The sequence below is a fragment of the Jatrophihabitans lederbergiae genome (assembly GCF_031845305.1).
In the GTDB taxonomy this organism is placed as follows: domain Bacteria; phylum Actinomycetota; class Actinomycetes; order Mycobacteriales; family Jatrophihabitantaceae; genus Jatrophihabitans_A; species Jatrophihabitans_A lederbergiae.
Genome location: NZ_JAVREH010000001.1, coordinates 125628 through 141767 on the forward strand (window position 1 = coordinate 125628; position 16140 = coordinate 141767).

Genomic DNA, 16140 nt, shown 5'->3' on the forward strand with positions numbered 1-16140 from the left:
CGCGGCAGCCCCGATTTCAGCCAGCGACAGGCGTCAGGTAGTGTTTCGTCTCGGCCGGTTGATGGTTCCGGCAAGCCAATTGGGGTATGGGGTAATTGGCAGCCCAACTGATTCTGGTTCAGTTAGTCTAGGTTCGAGTCCTGGTACCCCAGCGCAAGAGGCAGTATCGCAGGGTGATGTACAACAGAAAAGTTCCCAGAGGCCCCGTCGTCTAGTGGCCTAGGACGCCGCCCTCTCACGGCGGTAGCACGGGTTCGAATCCCGTCGGGGCTACAGTGGAAACGGCCTCCGGTTGCACTCAGAAGATCTGAGCGGAACCGGGGGCTGTTTGCTGTGTCGGCCTGCTTTGCTGTGTCGGCCTGCTTTGCCGGTGCTCGCTGACCTCAAGGCGCCGCACCCCGCGTGGGACTGTCCGGTGACCGAGCGCCTGCGAACCGAGCGCGATCACCAGCCCGACCGACGGTCGACGGTGCCAGCGCCCTCGTGCTGGTGGCGTTCCACGTCGAACCGGATGCCGCCGTTGCCCCGGGCACTTGAGTGACCTGCCGCCGGGCACTTGAGTGACCTGCCGCCGGGCCGATAGGTACTGCAGCCTGCCGCGCCCCGCAGCGGCAGGGAATCCGTGGAGATGCCCGTGCCAGCTCAAGCAGGAAGTGGCTGCCGACGATCCACCCGAGCGCGTGCAGCCGCGCTTCTAGCCGCGCTCGCCGTGACCTTGCTCGCCACGATCACGACGTCGGCCGGACTCGTGGTGACCGCGGCGCCGAGCTCAGCCGGTGTACCCAGCCTCAAGGTGCCTGCCGGGATGCCTCGGGCGATCGAGCCGCTGGCCGCCTATGTCGGCCAGGTGGCGTGCCAGCCGGCGTTCCGGTCGGGCACCCGGGCGCTCGGCCGGTTGCTGGTGAGCACCTACCCGAACACGACCTTCGGCGGCAACTACGACTGCGGCACCGACAGCTCCCAGAGCGAGCACTACGAGGGCCGCGCGGTCGACTGGATGAACTCCGTCCGCAACAAGACCCAGGCCGCCCAGGGAGCGTCGGTCATCAACTTCCTGCTCGCCACCGACAGCTACGGCACCACGTTCGCCAACGCGCGCCGGCTGGGCATCATGTACATCATCTGGAACAACCGCATCTGGGGCTCCTGGGACGGCAAGTGGGAGCCGTACAACAACTGCGCGAGCACCCCGGCCGTGTCGTCGGACAACGCCTGCCACCGCAACCACATGCACTTCTCACTGTCCTGGAACGGCGCGCTGGGACGGACGTCCTTCTGGAGCAAGCACGTCGCGGCCACGGATGACTACGGTCCCTGCCGAGCCCGGGACCTGAACTGGTCCGGCGACTACGGCACCAGCCGCCCGACGCCCTGCCCCCGCTACCCCAAGGTCGCCGCTCCGGCCGGCTCGTCGGCCGTGATGCGCGCGCTGGTCAGCTACTCCGGCGCCACGATTTTCCCTGGTATGTCCGGACGACCGGTGTCGGCGGTGCAGCAGGCCTTCGACAAGCCGGTGACCGGTCATTACGACTCCGCCACCGTCGCGGCGATGAACCGGTACAAGAAGGCGCATCACCTGAGCACCAACGGGATCATCGACGGCAGGACCTGGCGCGCGCTGCTCGTCACGTACGAACCCAAGGTCTGACCGCGCCGCCGGTGACTGCCGTGCTCAGAACGTCGAGTAGCGGCCGCGACGGTGCACCAGTGGCGGCAAGTCCGCCCCGATCTCGGTGTGCTCGACGCGCAGCCGGACCTCGACGCCCCAACCCAGTTCCGTCCACCCCAGTTCGGTGTTGCCCAGTTCGGCGGCTGGAACCCCGCTGAGCCGGCACCCCGCCCACGCGGAGGCGCCGGCAAGTGCGGGCCCCCACTCGGTGTCGATCCAGGTGGCTGAGCGAAACGGCCCACCGGGCGCCGGAGCGACGTAACCGAATGCGTCGGCCAGCTGCCGGTGCTGCCAGCCGAGGACGTTCACCACTGCCGCGCCGGAGTTCCGAAGGGCATCCCACAGGTCCGACAGCGGGTCGAGCACGCCGACGACATAGCCCGGGTCCCCGTCGGCCACCAGCACCGAGGACACGGTCAGCCCGGCCCGCTCGCCCTTGTCGACGGCAGTCCAGACCGTCACCGGGGCCGCCAACCGGCCGCGCAGCCGCCGGACGGGGCTCCGCTCGGACTCCGCGGGCAGGAAGGGGTGCTCGCCATGGATGCTCACCTCCCGCATTCTCCCCTGCTCACCTCCCGCATTCTCCCTGCTCATCCCGGGCGCGGGCGCCGGTAGCGGACGCCCGGTGCGGCAGAGTGGGTCGCAACGTCCGGCGTACGAGGCGACGGCACATTACGGAGCGGAGCGGCGGCATGCGGATCGGGCTGGTAGGCAACGGGTACTGGGCACGGGCGACACACGCGGCGGGGCTGCAGGCCGAACCGTCGGTGCAACTGGCCGGCGTGTGGGGGCGCGACCTCGGCAAGAGCCAGGCGCTGGCTGCCGACCTCGACATCACCCCCTACGACGACGTCGATCAGATGTTCGCCGACGTAGACGCGGTCGCGTTCTCGGTCCCGCCGCACGTGCAGTCCGAGCTGGCGGTGCGTGCCGCGCGGCTGGGCAAGCACCTGCTGCTGGAGAAGCCGATTGCCGTCACACCCGCCGCGGCCGCGGAGTTGGCCGCGGTGGTCGATGCTGCCGGCGTCGCGTCGGTGGTGTTCTTCACCGGGCGCTACGACGCCGCCCAGCGAGCGTGGGTGGAGCAGACCGCGCGGCGAACCGACTGGGACGCCGCCGCAGGCCTGTGGCTCGGTTCCGCGTTCGCCTCGGACAGCCCTTTCGACACACCCTGGCGGCACGAGAAGGGCGGCCTGTGGGACGTCGGCCCACACGCCCTCGCCATGCTGTCCGGGGTGCTCGGGCCCATCGAGCGGATCACCGCCCGGGCGGGTCGCCGCGATCTCGTGCACCTGGTGACCGGGCACGCCTCCGGCGCCAGCGCCACGTACTCGGTGAGCATCGACACCCCGGAGGCCGCGGCTGTCACCAGCTTGACGGTCTGGGGACCGGCCGGACGGACCGAGCTTCCCGCCGGGCCCGCCGATCCCAGCGCCGCCCTCGCCACCGCCGCCCGGGAGCTGGCCGCCGCGGCGCGGCAGCAGCACCCCAGCCACCCTCTGGACGTCCACTTCGGCCGGCATGTCGTCGACCTGCTCGCGGACGCCCAGTCCCAGCTCGCGGCTGGCTGACCGCCGTCGCCAACGCCCGCGAGCGTTGATGAGGCCAAGATCACCCATCCGATGGACAGTGTCACGGCAGGCCCGTCCACGTGGCCGGCGGTCCGGCGCGCCGGCGTCCGAGCCAGTGTTCGCCACGGTGCCTCGCAGCGTGCTGTCCGGTGCCTGAGCACAATGACCGGGCCGGCGAGATAGCGTTCCCCACGACACGTGGCATGAGGGGAGGGCGATCATGAGACTGCTGTTGATAGGCGCGCCCGGCGCGGGCAAGGGCACCCAGGGTGAACGGTTGGCCACTCGCCTCGGGGTGCGGCACATCGCGACCGGTGACCTGCTCCGTGCCGAGGTCAAGGAGGGCACGCCGCTCGGGAAATCCGTCGCGGACTACCTCGACCGTGGCCAGCTGGTTCCCGATCAGTTGATCCTCGACCTGGTGATGCCGAAGTTGCTGGCCGCCAGCCGCGACGGTGGGTACATCCTCGACGGCTTTCCCCGGTCGGTGGCCCAGGCCGTTGAGGCCCGCGAGCTGGCGGATCATGCGGACGCCGCAGCCGAACACGTGGTGTTTCTGCAGGCCCCCCGGGAGGCACTCGTGCAGCGCCTGCTCGCCCGTGCGGTCGCCGAGGGGCGCAGCGACGACACCCAGGACGTGATCGTCAACCGGCTGCGGATCTTCGAGGACGCGACGAGCCCGCTGGTCGACTACTACCGGGGTCGCAACATGCTGCACGTCATCGACGCGGACCAGCCGGCCGACGACGTCATGGCCGCGATTCTTGCCGCGATCTGCACGGTCTGAGCCCGGCCGCGCGGGCGTTTCCATTCGCCACGGCATCTGGCGCGGCGTTAGAATGTTTATGGACGGTTACGCAGTCAGCCGTCGAACGTCGAGCGTTCACAAAGGTTGACGCCGTTTGCGGCACGGGCTGAGCCCCGAATTCCGGGCTCCAGGGCTCGCGCTGCCGGTTGCGTCTCACCTCCGGTCACCTTCGAGGTATGCATGACCGCACTGCCGGCAATTCCGTGGCAATCCCGTCCGTTTCCCGACGTTGCCTACGTCGACAACGTGTACGTCGACACCGAGACAGCCAGCCCCGAAGCGCATGAGGGCTCATTCGCTGACATCGTCGAGCGGTTGTTCCGTGCCTTCGAGGACCACTTGCCGCTGGGCACGATCGTCGGGGTTGTCAAAGAATCCCGTGAGCACCTCCGAGGTTCGCCCGTCGGCGCGTTGCCCGAGTTGACGGAGCGGCTTGCCCGCGAGCGCCTCAGCGCACTGAGCATGGCGTCCGAATCAGGCCCGACCCTGGCCGATACCAGCCTGAACTCGGCTTCCGCGGCCGCTCCATCGCGACGGCGCTGACCGCCGACGTCAGCGTGGCGGCTGGACGGCTGACGGCGACCGAGGTACAAAGACGGTCCTACCGACCGGGATGGATCGTACGTCCGCAACGAGAAGGAGAACAAGATGAGTGCACTGGACAAGGCCAAGAACAAGGCCGAAGAGACCAGCGGCAAGCTCAAGGAGAAGACCGGCGAAGCAACCGGTGACGAGAGCTTGCAGGCCGAGGGCAACACCGACCAGGCGAAGGGCAACCTGAAGCAGGCCGGCGAGAAGGTCAAGGACGCGTTCAAGGACTGACGTTGGTCATGATCGTCCGTTCGTCACGATCGTCCCCGCCCCGGCTCACCGGCGGCGGGGATGATCGACCACCGCAGGCAGCCTCGACCAGAGGTGATTCCGCTCTAGCTCCCAGGAGTGCTCAATGCTCGGCTTGATTATCAGCCTCATCGTCATCGGCCTCATCGCCGGCGCGATCGCCCGGCTCGTGGTGCCCGGCAAGCAGGACCTCAGCATCGTGGCCACGATCATCCTCGGCATCGTCGGGTCGTTCATCGGCGGTTTCCTCGGCTACCTCATCTTCCACAAGGACGGCTCGAACGGCTTCTTCCAGCCGTCCGGCATCATCGGCTCGATCATCGGCGCGATCATCGCCCTGCTGATCTGGCAGCGCGTCGGCCGGCGCTCCGCCGTCCGGTAACCGCGGACGCCGATCCCGGCAGTGTGATCGAGCGCTACTGATTCTCCGGGAAAGCCGCAGGGACAGCCACGATTGTGGTAGTCCTTGCGGCTTTCTGGCATTCACGGCCATGAGTGTTGACAGGTCTCGGCTGGATGCGAGGATCATGGTCAGGACAAGCCCCGGCTATCTCGGCTCACGCGCCTCGGTATCGAGGCAGGAGCGGCCGAGGGGAGGCCCGGTGAGCGACCTCGACTCCGGCTGCCGGGCGGACTGCCCACCCCGGTCGCTGGTGCTGCTGGAGAATCGGGGAACCGCGGCGGTACTGCTGGCTGCCGATTCCACGGTGCTGTGGACCAGCGCCCAGTACCGGCAGCTGGTGGGCTGCGACAGCCCGCTCGGTAGGCCGTGGGCCGCCACCCTGCCCGAGGACATGGCACCGCACGCGCAACGTCTGGTGGCCGGGTTGCTGAACCACCAGGACCTCGACGAAATCCTGGTGAGCGCTCGACCGCGACCGCGATGGTTCGGGGTGACGTCCGCGGCCGCGCGGGGGGCGGACGGGCCACCGTCCGGTGTGCTGCTGGAGGTAGCGGAGCTGACCGGGACCGACGACCCGGCAACACCGTCGTCGGCGCCCGTCATCAGGGATCAGCTGACCGGTCTGTACAACCGCCGCGCGTTCCTCGACCTGGCGGGGCTGGACGTACCCAAGCTGTCGCCGTTCCACGCGGTGGCGTTCGTCGACGTGCGGCGGTTCCGGAGCATCAACGAGCTCTGGGGCCACTTCGCCGGCGACGAGTGCCTGATCGCCGTGGGCCGGTGGCTGCGCTCGATCGTCTCACCGGGGGATCTGGTGGCCAGGCTCTCGGGTGATGAGTTCCTGATCTTGTGCACCGCCGGCTCAGAGCTCGCCGGCGAACTGCGCCAGTCCGCGGAGCGCACGCTCGACATCGCCGGCCGGCCGATACGGGTCGCCCTGCAAGCCGGATTGGCCCGGCGTCAACCGGGCGGTTCGCTGCTGGACACCGCCGAGCAGGCCGAACGGGCGCTGGGCGCGGCCAAGCGCGAGCCGTGGCGGACGGTGGTCGAATGGCTGCCCCGGCATTCCGCCGCCGCCTCCGAGGTGGCGACGCTCGAAGACGCGGTGCGCCAGGCGGTCTCAGCGGGAGAGGTCGCCGTGCACTTCCAGCCCCTGGTCAACCTGGCACGCCAGGAGGTGCACGGGTTCGAGTCGCTGATCCGGCTGGGCGGCGCGGCCGGTGAGCTGCCGGTGGAGCGGATCATCGCGGCCAGCCACCAACTCGGCCTCACGCCGCACCTGGCCGAGGTCGTCTTCGATCAGGCGCTGGCGGGGGGCCGCTCGCTGCGGAACCGGTTCCCGGGTGCGGTGATCGGCATCAATATCTCTCGGCAGTTCCTGGGAACGGGCCTTGCCATCGATACCGTCGTGCGCTGTGCCACCAGAGCGGGGCTGCCACTGTCCCAGGTCGTCGTGGAGCTGACCGAGATGCGCCGGGGCGCCGAACTGGGCCTGCGAATGGTCATCGACGACTTCGGCCGCGGCGAAACCTCACTGGCCTTGCTGCGCACCCTGCCGCTGAGCGCCATCAAACTGGATCGATCGCTGCTGCCGGTCGACGACGATCCGCGCGCGTGGAACTTTCTCGAGGGCGCGGCGTCGCTGCTGCGCAATCTGACCGACGACCTGGTGGTCGAAGGTGTCGAGACGGCGTTCCAGTCCCGCCGGCTGCGCGAGATCGGGATCGAACTGCAGCAGGGCTACCTGTTCGGCCACCCGAAGCCGAGCGACTACTGGCTGGCTCATCCGGTGCCGGTGCCGCTGCCGCGCTAGGTGAGCGCCGCCTGCAGACGTTGGGCGCCTGCCGTGAGGATCGGAGCGAGGCGCTGGCCGGGTGAGCGCCCGAGCCGCTCGATCGGGCCTGAGATCGAGATGGCCGCCACCACCTGGCGCCCGCGGCCGAACACCGGGGCCGACACCGATGCCACCCCCGCCTCGCGTTGCCCCACCGACTGTGCCCAGCCCCGGCGGCGGACCTCCGCCAGTGAGCGGTCGGTGAACTGCGCCGTCTGCAGCAGGTGCGACACCGTGTCCGGTGGCTCCCACGCGCACAGCACCTGCGCGCCGGAGCCCGCGGTCAGCGGCAGCCGGGCACCCAACGGCACTGTGGTCCGCAGCCCGGCTGCCCGTTCGGCCGCTGCCACGCACACCCGGTCACGGCCGTCCCGGCGGTAGAGCTGCGCGCTCTCGCCGGACGTGTCGCGAACCCAGGCGAGCACGTCGATCGCCCGGTCCAGCAACGGGTCGCCGGCGGTCGCGGCCAGTTCGGCCAGTCGCGGGCCGGGAATGAACCGGCCCTCGGAGTCGCGGATCAGCAGCCGGTGCACCTCCAGCGCGACCGCAAGCCGGTGCGCCGTCGCGCGGGGGATCTGGGTGCGCTCCACCAGATCCGACAGGGCCGCCGGGCCGTCGGCGGCCGCGGCCAGAATGGCAACCGTCTTGTCCACCACGCCGATGCCGCTATGCTGTCCCATAGCTCGATATTAATGTCTCACGTTGTGAGAAAGCAAGATGATGGCACGGCGATGCGAAGAGGAGCCTGTTGATGGGTAAGACGCTGGCGGAGAAGCTGTGGGACAGCCATGTCGTGCGCAGTGCACCGGGTGAGCCGGACCTGCTCTTCATAGACATGCACCTCATCCACGAGGTGACCAGCCCGCAGGCGTTCGACGGGCTGCGGCTGGCGGGCCGTCCGTTGCGCCGTCCCGACCTCACGCTCGCCACCGAGGACCACAACGTCCCCACCCTCGATATTCTCAAGCCGATCGCGGACCCGGTCAGCCGGGTGCAGGTCGAGACACTGCGCCGCAACTGCGCCGAATTCGGCGTGACGCTCTACCCGATGGGCGACGCCGAGCAGGGCATCGTGCACGTGATCGGGCCGCAACTGGGCATCACCCAGCCCGGCATGACCATGGTGTGCGGTGACTCGCACACGTCCACCCACGGGGCGTTCGGTGCGCTGGCCTTCGGCATCGGCACCAGCCAGGTCGAGCACGTGATGGCCACCCAGACCCTGCCGATGGACCGGCCGAAGACCATGGCCGTCACGGTGAACGGGGCGCTGGCCGACGGGGTGACCCCGAAGGACGTCATCCTGGCCGTGATCGCGCGCACCGGTACCGGCGGCGGTCAGGGCTACATGGTCGAGTACCGCGGCGACACCTTCACCGGCATGAGCATGGAAGGCCGCATGACGGTGTGCAACATGAGCATCGAATGGGGCGCCAGGGCTGGCATGATCGCACCGGACGAGGTCACGTTCGAGTACCTGCGGGGCCGTCCGCACGCGCCCGCGGGTGACGACTGGGATGCCGCCGTGACGTACTGGAAGACCCTCGTCACCGATCCGGACGCCGAGTTCGACGCCGAGGTGGTGTTGGACGCGGCCGAGATCAGCCCGTTCGTCACCTGGGGCACCAACCCGGGCCAAGGCGCACCGCTGTCGGCCACCGTCCCGGACCCCGCCGACTTCGCCGACCCCTCCGACCAGGTGTCGGCGGTCAAGGCCCTCAGCTACATGGGACTCTCCGCGGGAACGCCGCTGCGCGACATCACCGTCGACACGGTGTTCGTCGGGTCCTGCACCAACGGCCGGATCGAGGACCTGCGGGCCGCCGCCGAGGTGTTGCAGGGCCGTCGGGTGGCCGACGGCGTGCGGATGCTGGTGGTGCCGGGATCGATGCGCATTCGGGCTCAGGCCGAGGCCGAGGGCCTGGATGCGGTGTTCACCGCAGCCGGGGCGGAGTGGCGCCAGGCCGGCTGCTCGATGTGCCTGGGCATGAACCCGGACCAGCTCGCGCCGGGGGAGCGCAGCGCGTCCACCTCCAACCGCAACTTCGAGGGACGCCAGGGCAAGGGCGGCCGGACGCACCTGGTGTCGCCGCTGGTCGCCGCCGCCACGGCCGTCACCGGCCACCTGGCCAGCCCGGCCGACCTGTAAGGGAGCGCGCACAACCATGGACAAGTTCTCAGTGCACACCGGACGCGCGGTGCCGCTGCGCCGCAGCAATGTCGACACCGACCAGATCATCCCGGCCGTCTACCTCAAGCGGGTCACCCGCACCGGCTTCGAGGACGCGCTGTTTCAGGCCTGGCGAGCGAACGAGCCGGGCTTCGTCCTGAACCAGGAGCGCTACGCCGGCGCCAGCGTGCTGGTGGCCGGCCCCGACTTCGGCACCGGATCGTCTCGCGAACACGCCGTCTGGGCGCTCTGGGACTACGGTTTCCGGGTCGTCATCTCGCCACGCTTCGCCGACATCTTCCGGGGCAACTCGCTCAAGGCGGGGTTGCTGACGGTAGTGCTGGCGGAGAAGATCGTGCAGCGACTGCTCGACGACATCGAGGACGACCCCACCATCGAGGTCACCGTCGACCTGCTGGAGCGGCAGGTCCGCTGGCCGGGTGAGGTGCATGACTTCGCGCTCGAGGACTACACGCGGTGGCGATTGCTCGAGGGCCTGGACGACATCGGCCTGACGCTGCGCGAACCCGAGCTCATCGACGCCTACGAGCAGGACCGCAAGCCGTGGCTGCCGAAGCTGCCGCAGGCAGCAACGCCCTGATCCAGCTAGCCCCTGATCCAGCTAGCCCTGATCCGGCTGGTCCCGGCTCAGCGCTTCGGACGCGGATAGTAGTCAGCCGCGACCACCGCGCCACGGCTGGTCGACAGCGCCCATGCCGAGCCCTTGCGGGTGGGGTGCCGGGGGCTCTGCACGCCGAGCTCGTCCAGCAGCGCCGGAATGGCGCTGCCCTGGCTGCACACCACGCTGGTGCCGGGCTCGTGCATCAGCGAGCGGACGGAGCCCAGCGCCTGCGGCGGGTCCGCGGCATAGCCCTCGTCCGACAGCAGCGGGGCGCTGGTCACCGCGAGCCCGAGGCAGTCCGCCAGCGGAGCGACCGTCTGCTCGCAGCGAACGCGATCCGCCGACAGTACCCGCCGCGGGCCGAACAGCGCGAGCAGCGGGGCCAGCGCCCGGGCATCGCGCCGGCCGACCTTGTCGAGCGGGCGCAACCGGTCGTCCCCGTCGTACTCGCTGCGCTTGCCGGCGCGGGCATGGCGCACCAGCAGGAGCGTCCGGGTGTCGGCGGGCAGCCGTGCGAAGTCGGCGAGGACGCCACGGTCGATGGGATAGGTCATCAGCTTGGCCGCCTCGGCGATCGTCAACCACCGCAGCGAGTCCACCTCGTCGTTGGCGGTGTGCTCGCCGCCGCGGTGCCGCATGGCCCAGAAGTGCACGGTCTTGAGGGCGTCGGAGTCCACCGGGTACTCCACGCAGGCCAGCCTGCGGCCCACCTCGACCCGCGCGCCGGTCTCTTCGCAGACCTCGCGGGCCGCCGCGGCGAGGACGTGCTCGCCAGGTTGCAGCTTGCCCTTGGGCAGGCTCCAGTCGTCGTACTTGGGCCGGTGTGCCACGGCGACCAGCAGGTCCGGGCCGTCATGGCGCCACAGCACACCGCCCGCGGCGGGGGTGGCTTTGCGGCGGGGTGAGCCGGTCACTCGCCGCGAGGAGCTAGCCGCTTGAGCAGCACGTCCTGGTAGTCCACCGACTTCGCGCCGCCGCCGCGGACCCAGCGGTCGTCACCCTGCAGTTCCCAGGCCGCGGTGTCGGGATCGAAGGCGAGGTCCAGCGTCGCGCGGAGCTGGTCGGCGTTGGCGCCGGTGACCTGGGTCAGCACCTCGACCCGGCGATCGAGGTTGCGGTGCATCAGGTCCGCCGAGCCGATCCAGTACTCCGGCTCGCCGTCATTGGCGACGTAGAAAATCCGGGAGTGCTCCAGGAACCTGCCCAGGATCGACCGGACGGTGATGTTCTCGCTCAGGCCGGGAACGCCGGCCTTGATGGTGCAGAAGGTCCGCACCATCAGCTCGACCTTCACGCCGGCCCCGGAGGCGCGATACAGGGCGTCGATCAGGATCTCGTCCACCAGGTGGTTGCACTTGATCTGGATGTGGGACGGCTTGCCGGCCTTGGCGTTCTCGATCTCACGCTCGATCCGCGCCAGCAGGCCGGGGCGCAAGCCCTGCGGCGCGACGAGCAGGGTGCGGTACTCGGTCTGGCGGGAGTAGCCGGTGAGGACGTTGAACAGATCCGTGAGGTCGGCGCAGATCCTCTCGTCGGCGGTGAACAGGCCCAGGTCCTCGTACAGCCGGGCGGTCTTCGGGTGGTAGTTGCCGGTGCCGATGTGGGCGTAGCGGCGCAGCGAGCCGCCTTCCTGGCGCACCACGAGCGAGGTCTTGCAGTGCGTCTTGAGCCCGACCAGGCCGTACACGACGTGGCAGCCGGCGCGCTCCAGGGCGCGGGCCCAACGGATGTTGGCCTGCTCGTCGAACCGCGCCTTGATCTCGACCAGCACCATCACCTGCTTGCCGGCCTCGGCCGCGTCGATCAGCGCGTCCACGATCGGGGAGTCGCCCGACGTCCGGTACAGGGTCTGCTTGATGGCCAGCACGTTCGGGTCCGCGGCCGCCTGCTCGATGAAGCGCTGCACGCTGGTGGCGAAGGACTCGTACGGGTGGTGGACGAGGACGTCGCCCTCCCGCAGCGTGGCGAACACCGACTTCGGGCTCTCCCCGTCGGCGAACCGCGGGTGCGTCGCCGGCACGAACGGCCGCTCCTTCAACGCCGGGCGGTCGACGTCATAGACCTGCCAGAGCGCGGTGAGATCGAGCAGCCCCGGTACCCGCACCACCTCGCCGGCCGCCACGTCGATCTCGCTGGTGAGCAGCGTCAGCACCTCGTCGTCGATGTCATCGGCGACCTCCAGACGGACCGCGGGGCCGAACCGGCGGCGGACGAGCTCGCGTTCCAGGGCCTGCAGCAGGTCCTCGTCCCGGTCCTCGTCGACCTCGAAGTCGGTGTTGCGGGTGACCCGGAACAGGTGGTGCTGGACGATCTCCATGCCCGGGAAGAGCGCGGACAGGTGCGCCGCGATCAGGTCCTCGATGGGCAGGAACTCCGCGTCCTCTGCCGTCCGGCGGACGACGACGAACCGGGCGACGTTGTTGGGCACCTTGACGCGGGCGAAGCGGTCGACGTCCGAGTCGGGGTCGCGCACCAGCACGGCGAGGTTGAGCGAGAGCCCGGAGATGTAGGGGAACGGGTGCGCCGGGTCCACGGCCAGCGGCGTCAGCACCGGAAAGATCTTGGAGTGGAAGTACTCGGTCAGCTCCTGCTGCTGGGCCAGGTCCAGGTGCTCCCAGCGCAGGATGCGAATGCCCTCCTCCGCCAGCGCCGGCGCGATGTCGGTGAGAAAGCACCTCGCGTGCCGCGCGGTCAGCTCCCGGCTGCGTTCTGACACCAGCGCGAGGATCTCGCGCGGTGAGAGCCCGTCCGGGGACCGGACCGTCAGGCCCATCTCCATCCGGCGCTTCAAACCGGCGACCCGGACCATGTAGAACTCGTCCAGGTTGCTCGCGAAGATCGAGAGGAACTTCATCCGCTCCAGCAGCGGCTGGCGGCGGTCCTCGGCCAGTGCCAGCACCCGGGCGTTGAAGTTGAGCCACGACATCTCGCGGTTGGAGAACCGGACCTCAGGCAGATCGGCCGCGTTATCGGCACCCGGGGCCAGCTCGGTGGACAGGGCCGTCGGGTCTGTCACGGCAACGGTCTCGGTCATGAAGCCATCATGCCTGGCACCGGGCGCCGATATCGATCTCGGGTACTGCGGCAGAGCCGGCGCCTTGATCGTCGGGGCTCCCATGGCACGCTGCCGGGTCCAGCTCGGCCGCACAGCCGAGCGGAATGGCTCCAGGTAAGGTCGGCGGATGAACAGCGCGACTCACACCAGCCGAGCGGTGACCACGCCGAGCGCCGCCCCGTTGCGATCGATTCGATCCTGATCTGATGCGCATCCTGCTCACCGGTGGCGCCGGTTTCATCGGCCGGCACGTCGTTACGATTCTGCTCGAACGCGGGCATGAGGTACGAGTGCTGGATTCACTGCGGCCCGACGTGCACGTCGGTGTCTTATGGCAGGCCCCGGACACGGTCCAGCTGAACATTGGTGATGTGCGCGACTCCGCTGCGGTGGACGCTGCTTTGACCGGCATTGACGCGGTCGTGCATCTGGCAGCGAAAGTCGGCCTCGGGGTGTCGGTCGCGGACCTTCCCGACTACGCGGCGTCCAACGACGTGGGAACCGCCGAGGTACTCGCGGGGATGTCCAGGGCCGGGGTTGGCCAGTTGGTGCTGGCAAGCTCGATGGTGGTCTATGGCGAGGGCCTGGGACGCTGTGCCGAGCACGGCGCGAAGAGTCCCGGCCCCCGACTGGAAGCCGCCTTGGCGGCCGGGCACTTCGAGCCTCCCTGTCCGGTGTGCGAACGCCCGTTGGGCACCGAGTTGGTTGACGAGTCGGCTCCCACCGACCCGCGAAACGCCTATGCCAGCAGCAAGTTGGCGCAGGAACTTTACGCGAGCAACTGGGCGCGAGCCACCGGAGGTTCGGTAGCGGCAATGCGCTACCACAATGTCTACGGCCCGGGCATGCCCCGTAATACCCCCTATGCGGGAGTGGCTGCCATCTTCACCTCGGCCCTGCGCAGGCGCGAGGCGCCGAGGGTCTTCGAAGACGGTGAAATGCGTCGGGACTTCGTGCACGTCCGGGACATCGCCCGCGCCACCGTGCTTGCCGCCGAACGGCACCGCGATGGCGTCCGTGCGTTCAATGTCGGCTCCGGATGCCCTCGCACGGTGGGCGAAATGGCTGCCAATCTGGCGACCGCGATGCATGGGCCGCAGCCCGTCATCACCGGGGACTACCGACTCGGCGACGTGAGGCACATAACGGCCGACTCCTCTCGGCTGAGAAACGAGCTCAGCTGGACACCCCAGGTGAGCTTCGCCGACGGGATGCTCGAGCTGGCTGAACTCGAGAGCTCAAGCAGGTAGCGGGAGCTGGACCGTGAACTCGCAGCCGTCGGCGGTGTTGTTGACCGCCACAATGCCCAGATGCGCCGTGATGATGCCTCGAGTGATGGCAAGCCCGAGGCCTGCTCGACCGCCGAGATCCGGCGACGGCGTGCGGGCCTGCTGGCCGCGGTAACCGACGTCGAACAACCGGGGCAGGTCATGAGCTGCGATTCCACCGCACTGGTCGCGAACCCGGACGCGCACCGCGGGGCCACTGTCGCCGATGGCGGAGCTGACGCCGATCGCCACCGTCGTATCCGGCGCCGAATGCCGAATGGCATTGATCAGCAGGTTGGTGATGGCCCGGTTGAGTTCTGCGCTGTCGCCGACGACCTCCTGAGTATCACAACCGGTGATGCTCGCCTCGCGAACCAACTGCACCCGCTGCAGCTTGGCCACCGGTTCAAGCGCCGCGACACAGTCGGAGACCAGATCGTCGAGGTTCACCCGGTCGGTCCGAGCCCGTGGCGCACCGGCCTGGAGCCGGGAGATCTCGAAAAGGTCATCGACCATGCCGGCCAGCCGGTCGACCTCGATGCGCATCTGCTTGTGATAACGATCCGGAGACTCGGCGATGCCGTCCTCCAACGCCTCGGCCATGGCCCGAAGGCCAGCCAGCGGGGTGCGCAGATCATGCGAAACCCACGCCACCAGTTCCCGACGCGACGCCTCCAGAGCCCTTTCCCGGTCTCGGGTCTCGGTCAGCGTTTGCGCGGTGCTGTCGAGTTCGGCGCGCAGTCGTCGCAGCTCTCCGGACAGCTGACGGCCGTCTTGCGCGGGCAACTGCCCCGCCCGCAAGGCATCCACCGCCGCGTGGATGACCTCGCTGTCTCGGGTGAAACGCCGTGCCATGAAGATCGCGGCGAATGCGGCCATGAGGCCGGCCAGGCACGCGACGCTGACGGTGACGTACTCATCGCCCTTGGTCAGGAACATGGCGCGGGTGTTGCCGATCAACGCGCCGATGGACGCAGCCGTGGCCACGACCGAGACTGAGAGCAGGGCGAGCGGCTGGGACCGCCTGCTCAACGGCCAGGTCACCACCCAGGCGATCGCCGCCCCGAAGCCACCCCAGAGCAGCGCCGTCTCAGTGATGTGCAGCGCTTGCATCACCGGGATTGACCCATGTTCCCACTTCGCTGTGCCATGGCATCCGAATCGGTCGCCGTGGACAAGGTTGATGGCGCTTGGGCGTCTATCCGATAACCGACTCCCCAGATCGTCTGGATCAGGACGGGTGAACGGGGGTCGTCCTCTATCTTCTCGCGGACGCGCCGGACATGGACCGTCACGGTGGAATGGTCACCGAACGTCCAGCCCCAAACGGCGCTCATCAGCTGGCTCCGGCTGAACGCCTCACCCGGATGTGACATCAGGTAGATCAGTAGGTCGAGTTCGCGCACCGTGAGCTTGAACTCGACACCGCTCTTGCTTGCGCGGCGAGCCGCGGTATCCACCGAAATCGGCCCAACCTTCAAGACCCTGGCCGGAACGGCGGCCGTCTGGGCTCGGCGCAGCAGCGATTCGACCCGGAGCACCAACTCGCGTGGAGAGAACGGCTTGGTCAGGTAGTCGTCGGCGCCCATCTCCAGGCCGGCGATCCGATCATCCTCCTCGCCCAACGCGGTGAGCATGATCACGGGAAGGACAGGATGGTTGATGCGAAGCCGGCGGCATATCTCTACACCGTCGAGACCGGGCAGCATCAGGTCGAGCACAACCAGGTCATGGCCACCGGCATCCTGAGCTGTGACGATTCTCGCTCCGGAAACGCCGTCGGCGATCGCCTCGCACTGATGGCGCGCCCTCCTCAGATACGAGACGACCACTTCGGCGACGGTCGGATCGTCCTCGATCACAAGGACGTTGGCCATGACATCCAGCTTAGGTGCAGCCG

Annotated in this window: 16 protein-coding genes and 2 tRNA genes; 12 read left to right on the forward strand and 6 right to left on the reverse strand. The window is 68.9% G+C overall.

Annotation, left to right across the window (positions count from 1 at the left end; translation table 11 throughout):
* Positions 1-80 precede the first annotated feature (80 nt).
* The 3 genes from RM423_RS00550 (at position 81) to RM423_RS00560 (ending at position 1648) form a co-directional block, all read left to right on the forward strand.
* Positions 81-152 (forward strand) — tRNA-Gln (locus RM423_RS00550).
* A 48-nt stretch (positions 153-200) separates the two neighbouring features.
* Positions 201-273: transfer RNA gene (locus tag RM423_RS00555), tRNA-Glu, on the forward strand.
* A gap of 436 nt (positions 274-709) precedes the next feature.
* Positions 710-1648, forward strand: coding sequence for a peptidoglycan-binding domain-containing protein (locus RM423_RS00560; protein ID WP_311421037.1), 939 nt, complete (start codon positions 710-712; stop codon positions 1646-1648).
* Positions 1649-1672: 24 nt separating this feature from the next.
* Here RM423_RS00560 and RM423_RS00565 read toward each other — a convergent pair whose 3' ends face one another.
* The gene (locus tag RM423_RS00565) at positions 1673-2218 is read right to left on the reverse strand and encodes a flavin reductase family protein (protein ID WP_311421038.1); all 546 of its coding nucleotides are present in this window, start codon (positions 2216-2218) and stop codon (positions 1673-1675) included.
* Between the two features lie 143 nt (positions 2219-2361).
* Here RM423_RS00565 and RM423_RS00570 point away from each other — a divergent pair, with 143 nt between their 5' ends.
* The 6 genes from RM423_RS00570 (at position 2362) to RM423_RS00595 (ending at position 7104) form a co-directional block, all read left to right on the forward strand.
* On the forward strand, positions 2362-3240 hold the full coding sequence (locus tag RM423_RS00570; RefSeq protein ID WP_311421039.1) for a Gfo/Idh/MocA family protein: 879 nt from the start codon (positions 2362-2364) through the stop codon (positions 3238-3240).
* 220 nt (positions 3241-3460) lie between these two features.
* The gene (locus RM423_RS00575) at positions 3461-4027 is read left to right on the forward strand and encodes an adenylate kinase (RefSeq protein ID WP_311421040.1); all 567 of its coding nucleotides are present in this window, start codon (positions 3461-3463) and stop codon (positions 4025-4027) included.
* Positions 4028-4228: 201 nt separating this feature from the next.
* On the forward strand, positions 4229-4591 hold the full coding sequence (locus tag RM423_RS00580) for a three-helix bundle dimerization domain-containing protein (RefSeq protein WP_311421041.1): 363 nt from the start codon (positions 4229-4231) through the stop codon (positions 4589-4591).
* A gap of 105 nt (positions 4592-4696) precedes the next feature.
* Positions 4697-4870 (forward strand): CsbD family protein, encoded by a 174-nt coding sequence (locus tag RM423_RS00585; protein WP_311421042.1) that lies wholly within the window; start codon positions 4697-4699, stop codon positions 4868-4870.
* Between the two features lie 124 nt (positions 4871-4994).
* Entirely contained in the window at positions 4995-5270 is a 276-nt protein-coding gene (locus RM423_RS00590) for a GlsB/YeaQ/YmgE family stress response membrane protein (protein WP_311421043.1), read from the forward strand.
* 220 nt (positions 5271-5490) lie between these two features.
* Positions 5491-7104 (forward strand): EAL domain-containing protein, encoded by a 1614-nt coding sequence (locus RM423_RS00595; RefSeq protein WP_311421044.1) that lies wholly within the window; start codon positions 5491-5493, stop codon positions 7102-7104.
* On the opposite strand, the gene RM423_RS00600 is transcribed toward RM423_RS00595, so the two are convergent.
* Entirely contained in the window at positions 7101-7805 is a 705-nt protein-coding gene (locus RM423_RS00600) for an IclR family transcriptional regulator (protein ID WP_311421045.1), read from the reverse strand. The genes RM423_RS00595 and RM423_RS00600 overlap by 4 nt on opposite strands.
* A 71-nt stretch (positions 7806-7876) precedes the next feature.
* On the opposite strand from RM423_RS00600, the gene leuC reads away from it, so the two are divergent.
* Both leuC and leuD read left to right on the forward strand, forming a co-directional pair.
* On the forward strand, positions 7877-9274 hold the full coding sequence (leuC, locus tag RM423_RS00605; RefSeq protein WP_311421046.1) for a 3-isopropylmalate dehydratase large subunit: 1398 nt from the start codon (positions 7877-7879) through the stop codon (positions 9272-9274).
* Between the two features lie 16 nt (positions 9275-9290).
* Positions 9291-9896, forward strand: a complete 606-nt coding sequence (gene leuD, locus RM423_RS00610) for a 3-isopropylmalate dehydratase small subunit (protein ID WP_311421047.1) — start codon at positions 9291-9293, stop codon at positions 9894-9896.
* A 47-nt stretch (positions 9897-9943) separates the two neighbouring features.
* Here leuD and RM423_RS00615 read toward each other — a convergent pair whose 3' ends face one another.
* Both RM423_RS00615 and RM423_RS00620 read right to left on the reverse strand, forming a co-directional pair.
* Positions 9944-10831, reverse strand: coding sequence for an NUDIX hydrolase (locus tag RM423_RS00615; RefSeq protein WP_311421048.1), 888 nt, complete (start codon positions 10829-10831; stop codon positions 9944-9946).
* Positions 10828-13035, reverse strand: a complete 2208-nt coding sequence (locus tag RM423_RS00620; protein ID WP_396327533.1) for an RNA degradosome polyphosphate kinase — start codon at positions 13033-13035, stop codon at positions 10828-10830. Before RM423_RS00620 ends, RM423_RS00615 begins: the two co-directional genes overlap by 4 nt.
* 143 nt (positions 13036-13178) lie before the next feature.
* On the opposite strand from RM423_RS00620, the gene RM423_RS00625 reads away from it, so the two are divergent.
* Positions 13179-14222, forward strand: a complete 1044-nt coding sequence (locus RM423_RS00625) for an NAD-dependent epimerase/dehydratase family protein (RefSeq protein ID WP_311421050.1) — start codon at positions 13179-13181, stop codon at positions 14220-14222.
* Here the strand turns inward: RM423_RS00625 and RM423_RS00630 are convergent.
* Together RM423_RS00630 and RM423_RS00635 are read right to left on the reverse strand one after the other, a co-directional pair.
* Entirely contained in the window at positions 14211-15353 is a 1143-nt protein-coding gene (locus RM423_RS00630) for a sensor histidine kinase (RefSeq protein WP_311421051.1), read from the reverse strand. The two genes, RM423_RS00625 and RM423_RS00630, sit on opposite strands and share 12 nt — an antisense overlap.
* A complete protein-coding gene (locus tag RM423_RS00635) occupies positions 15353-16117 on the reverse strand; it encodes a response regulator transcription factor (RefSeq protein WP_311421052.1) in 765 nt (254 codons plus the stop codon). The genes RM423_RS00630 and RM423_RS00635 overlap by 1 nt, the downstream gene beginning before the upstream one ends.
* Positions 16118-16140: the final 23 nt, after the last annotated feature.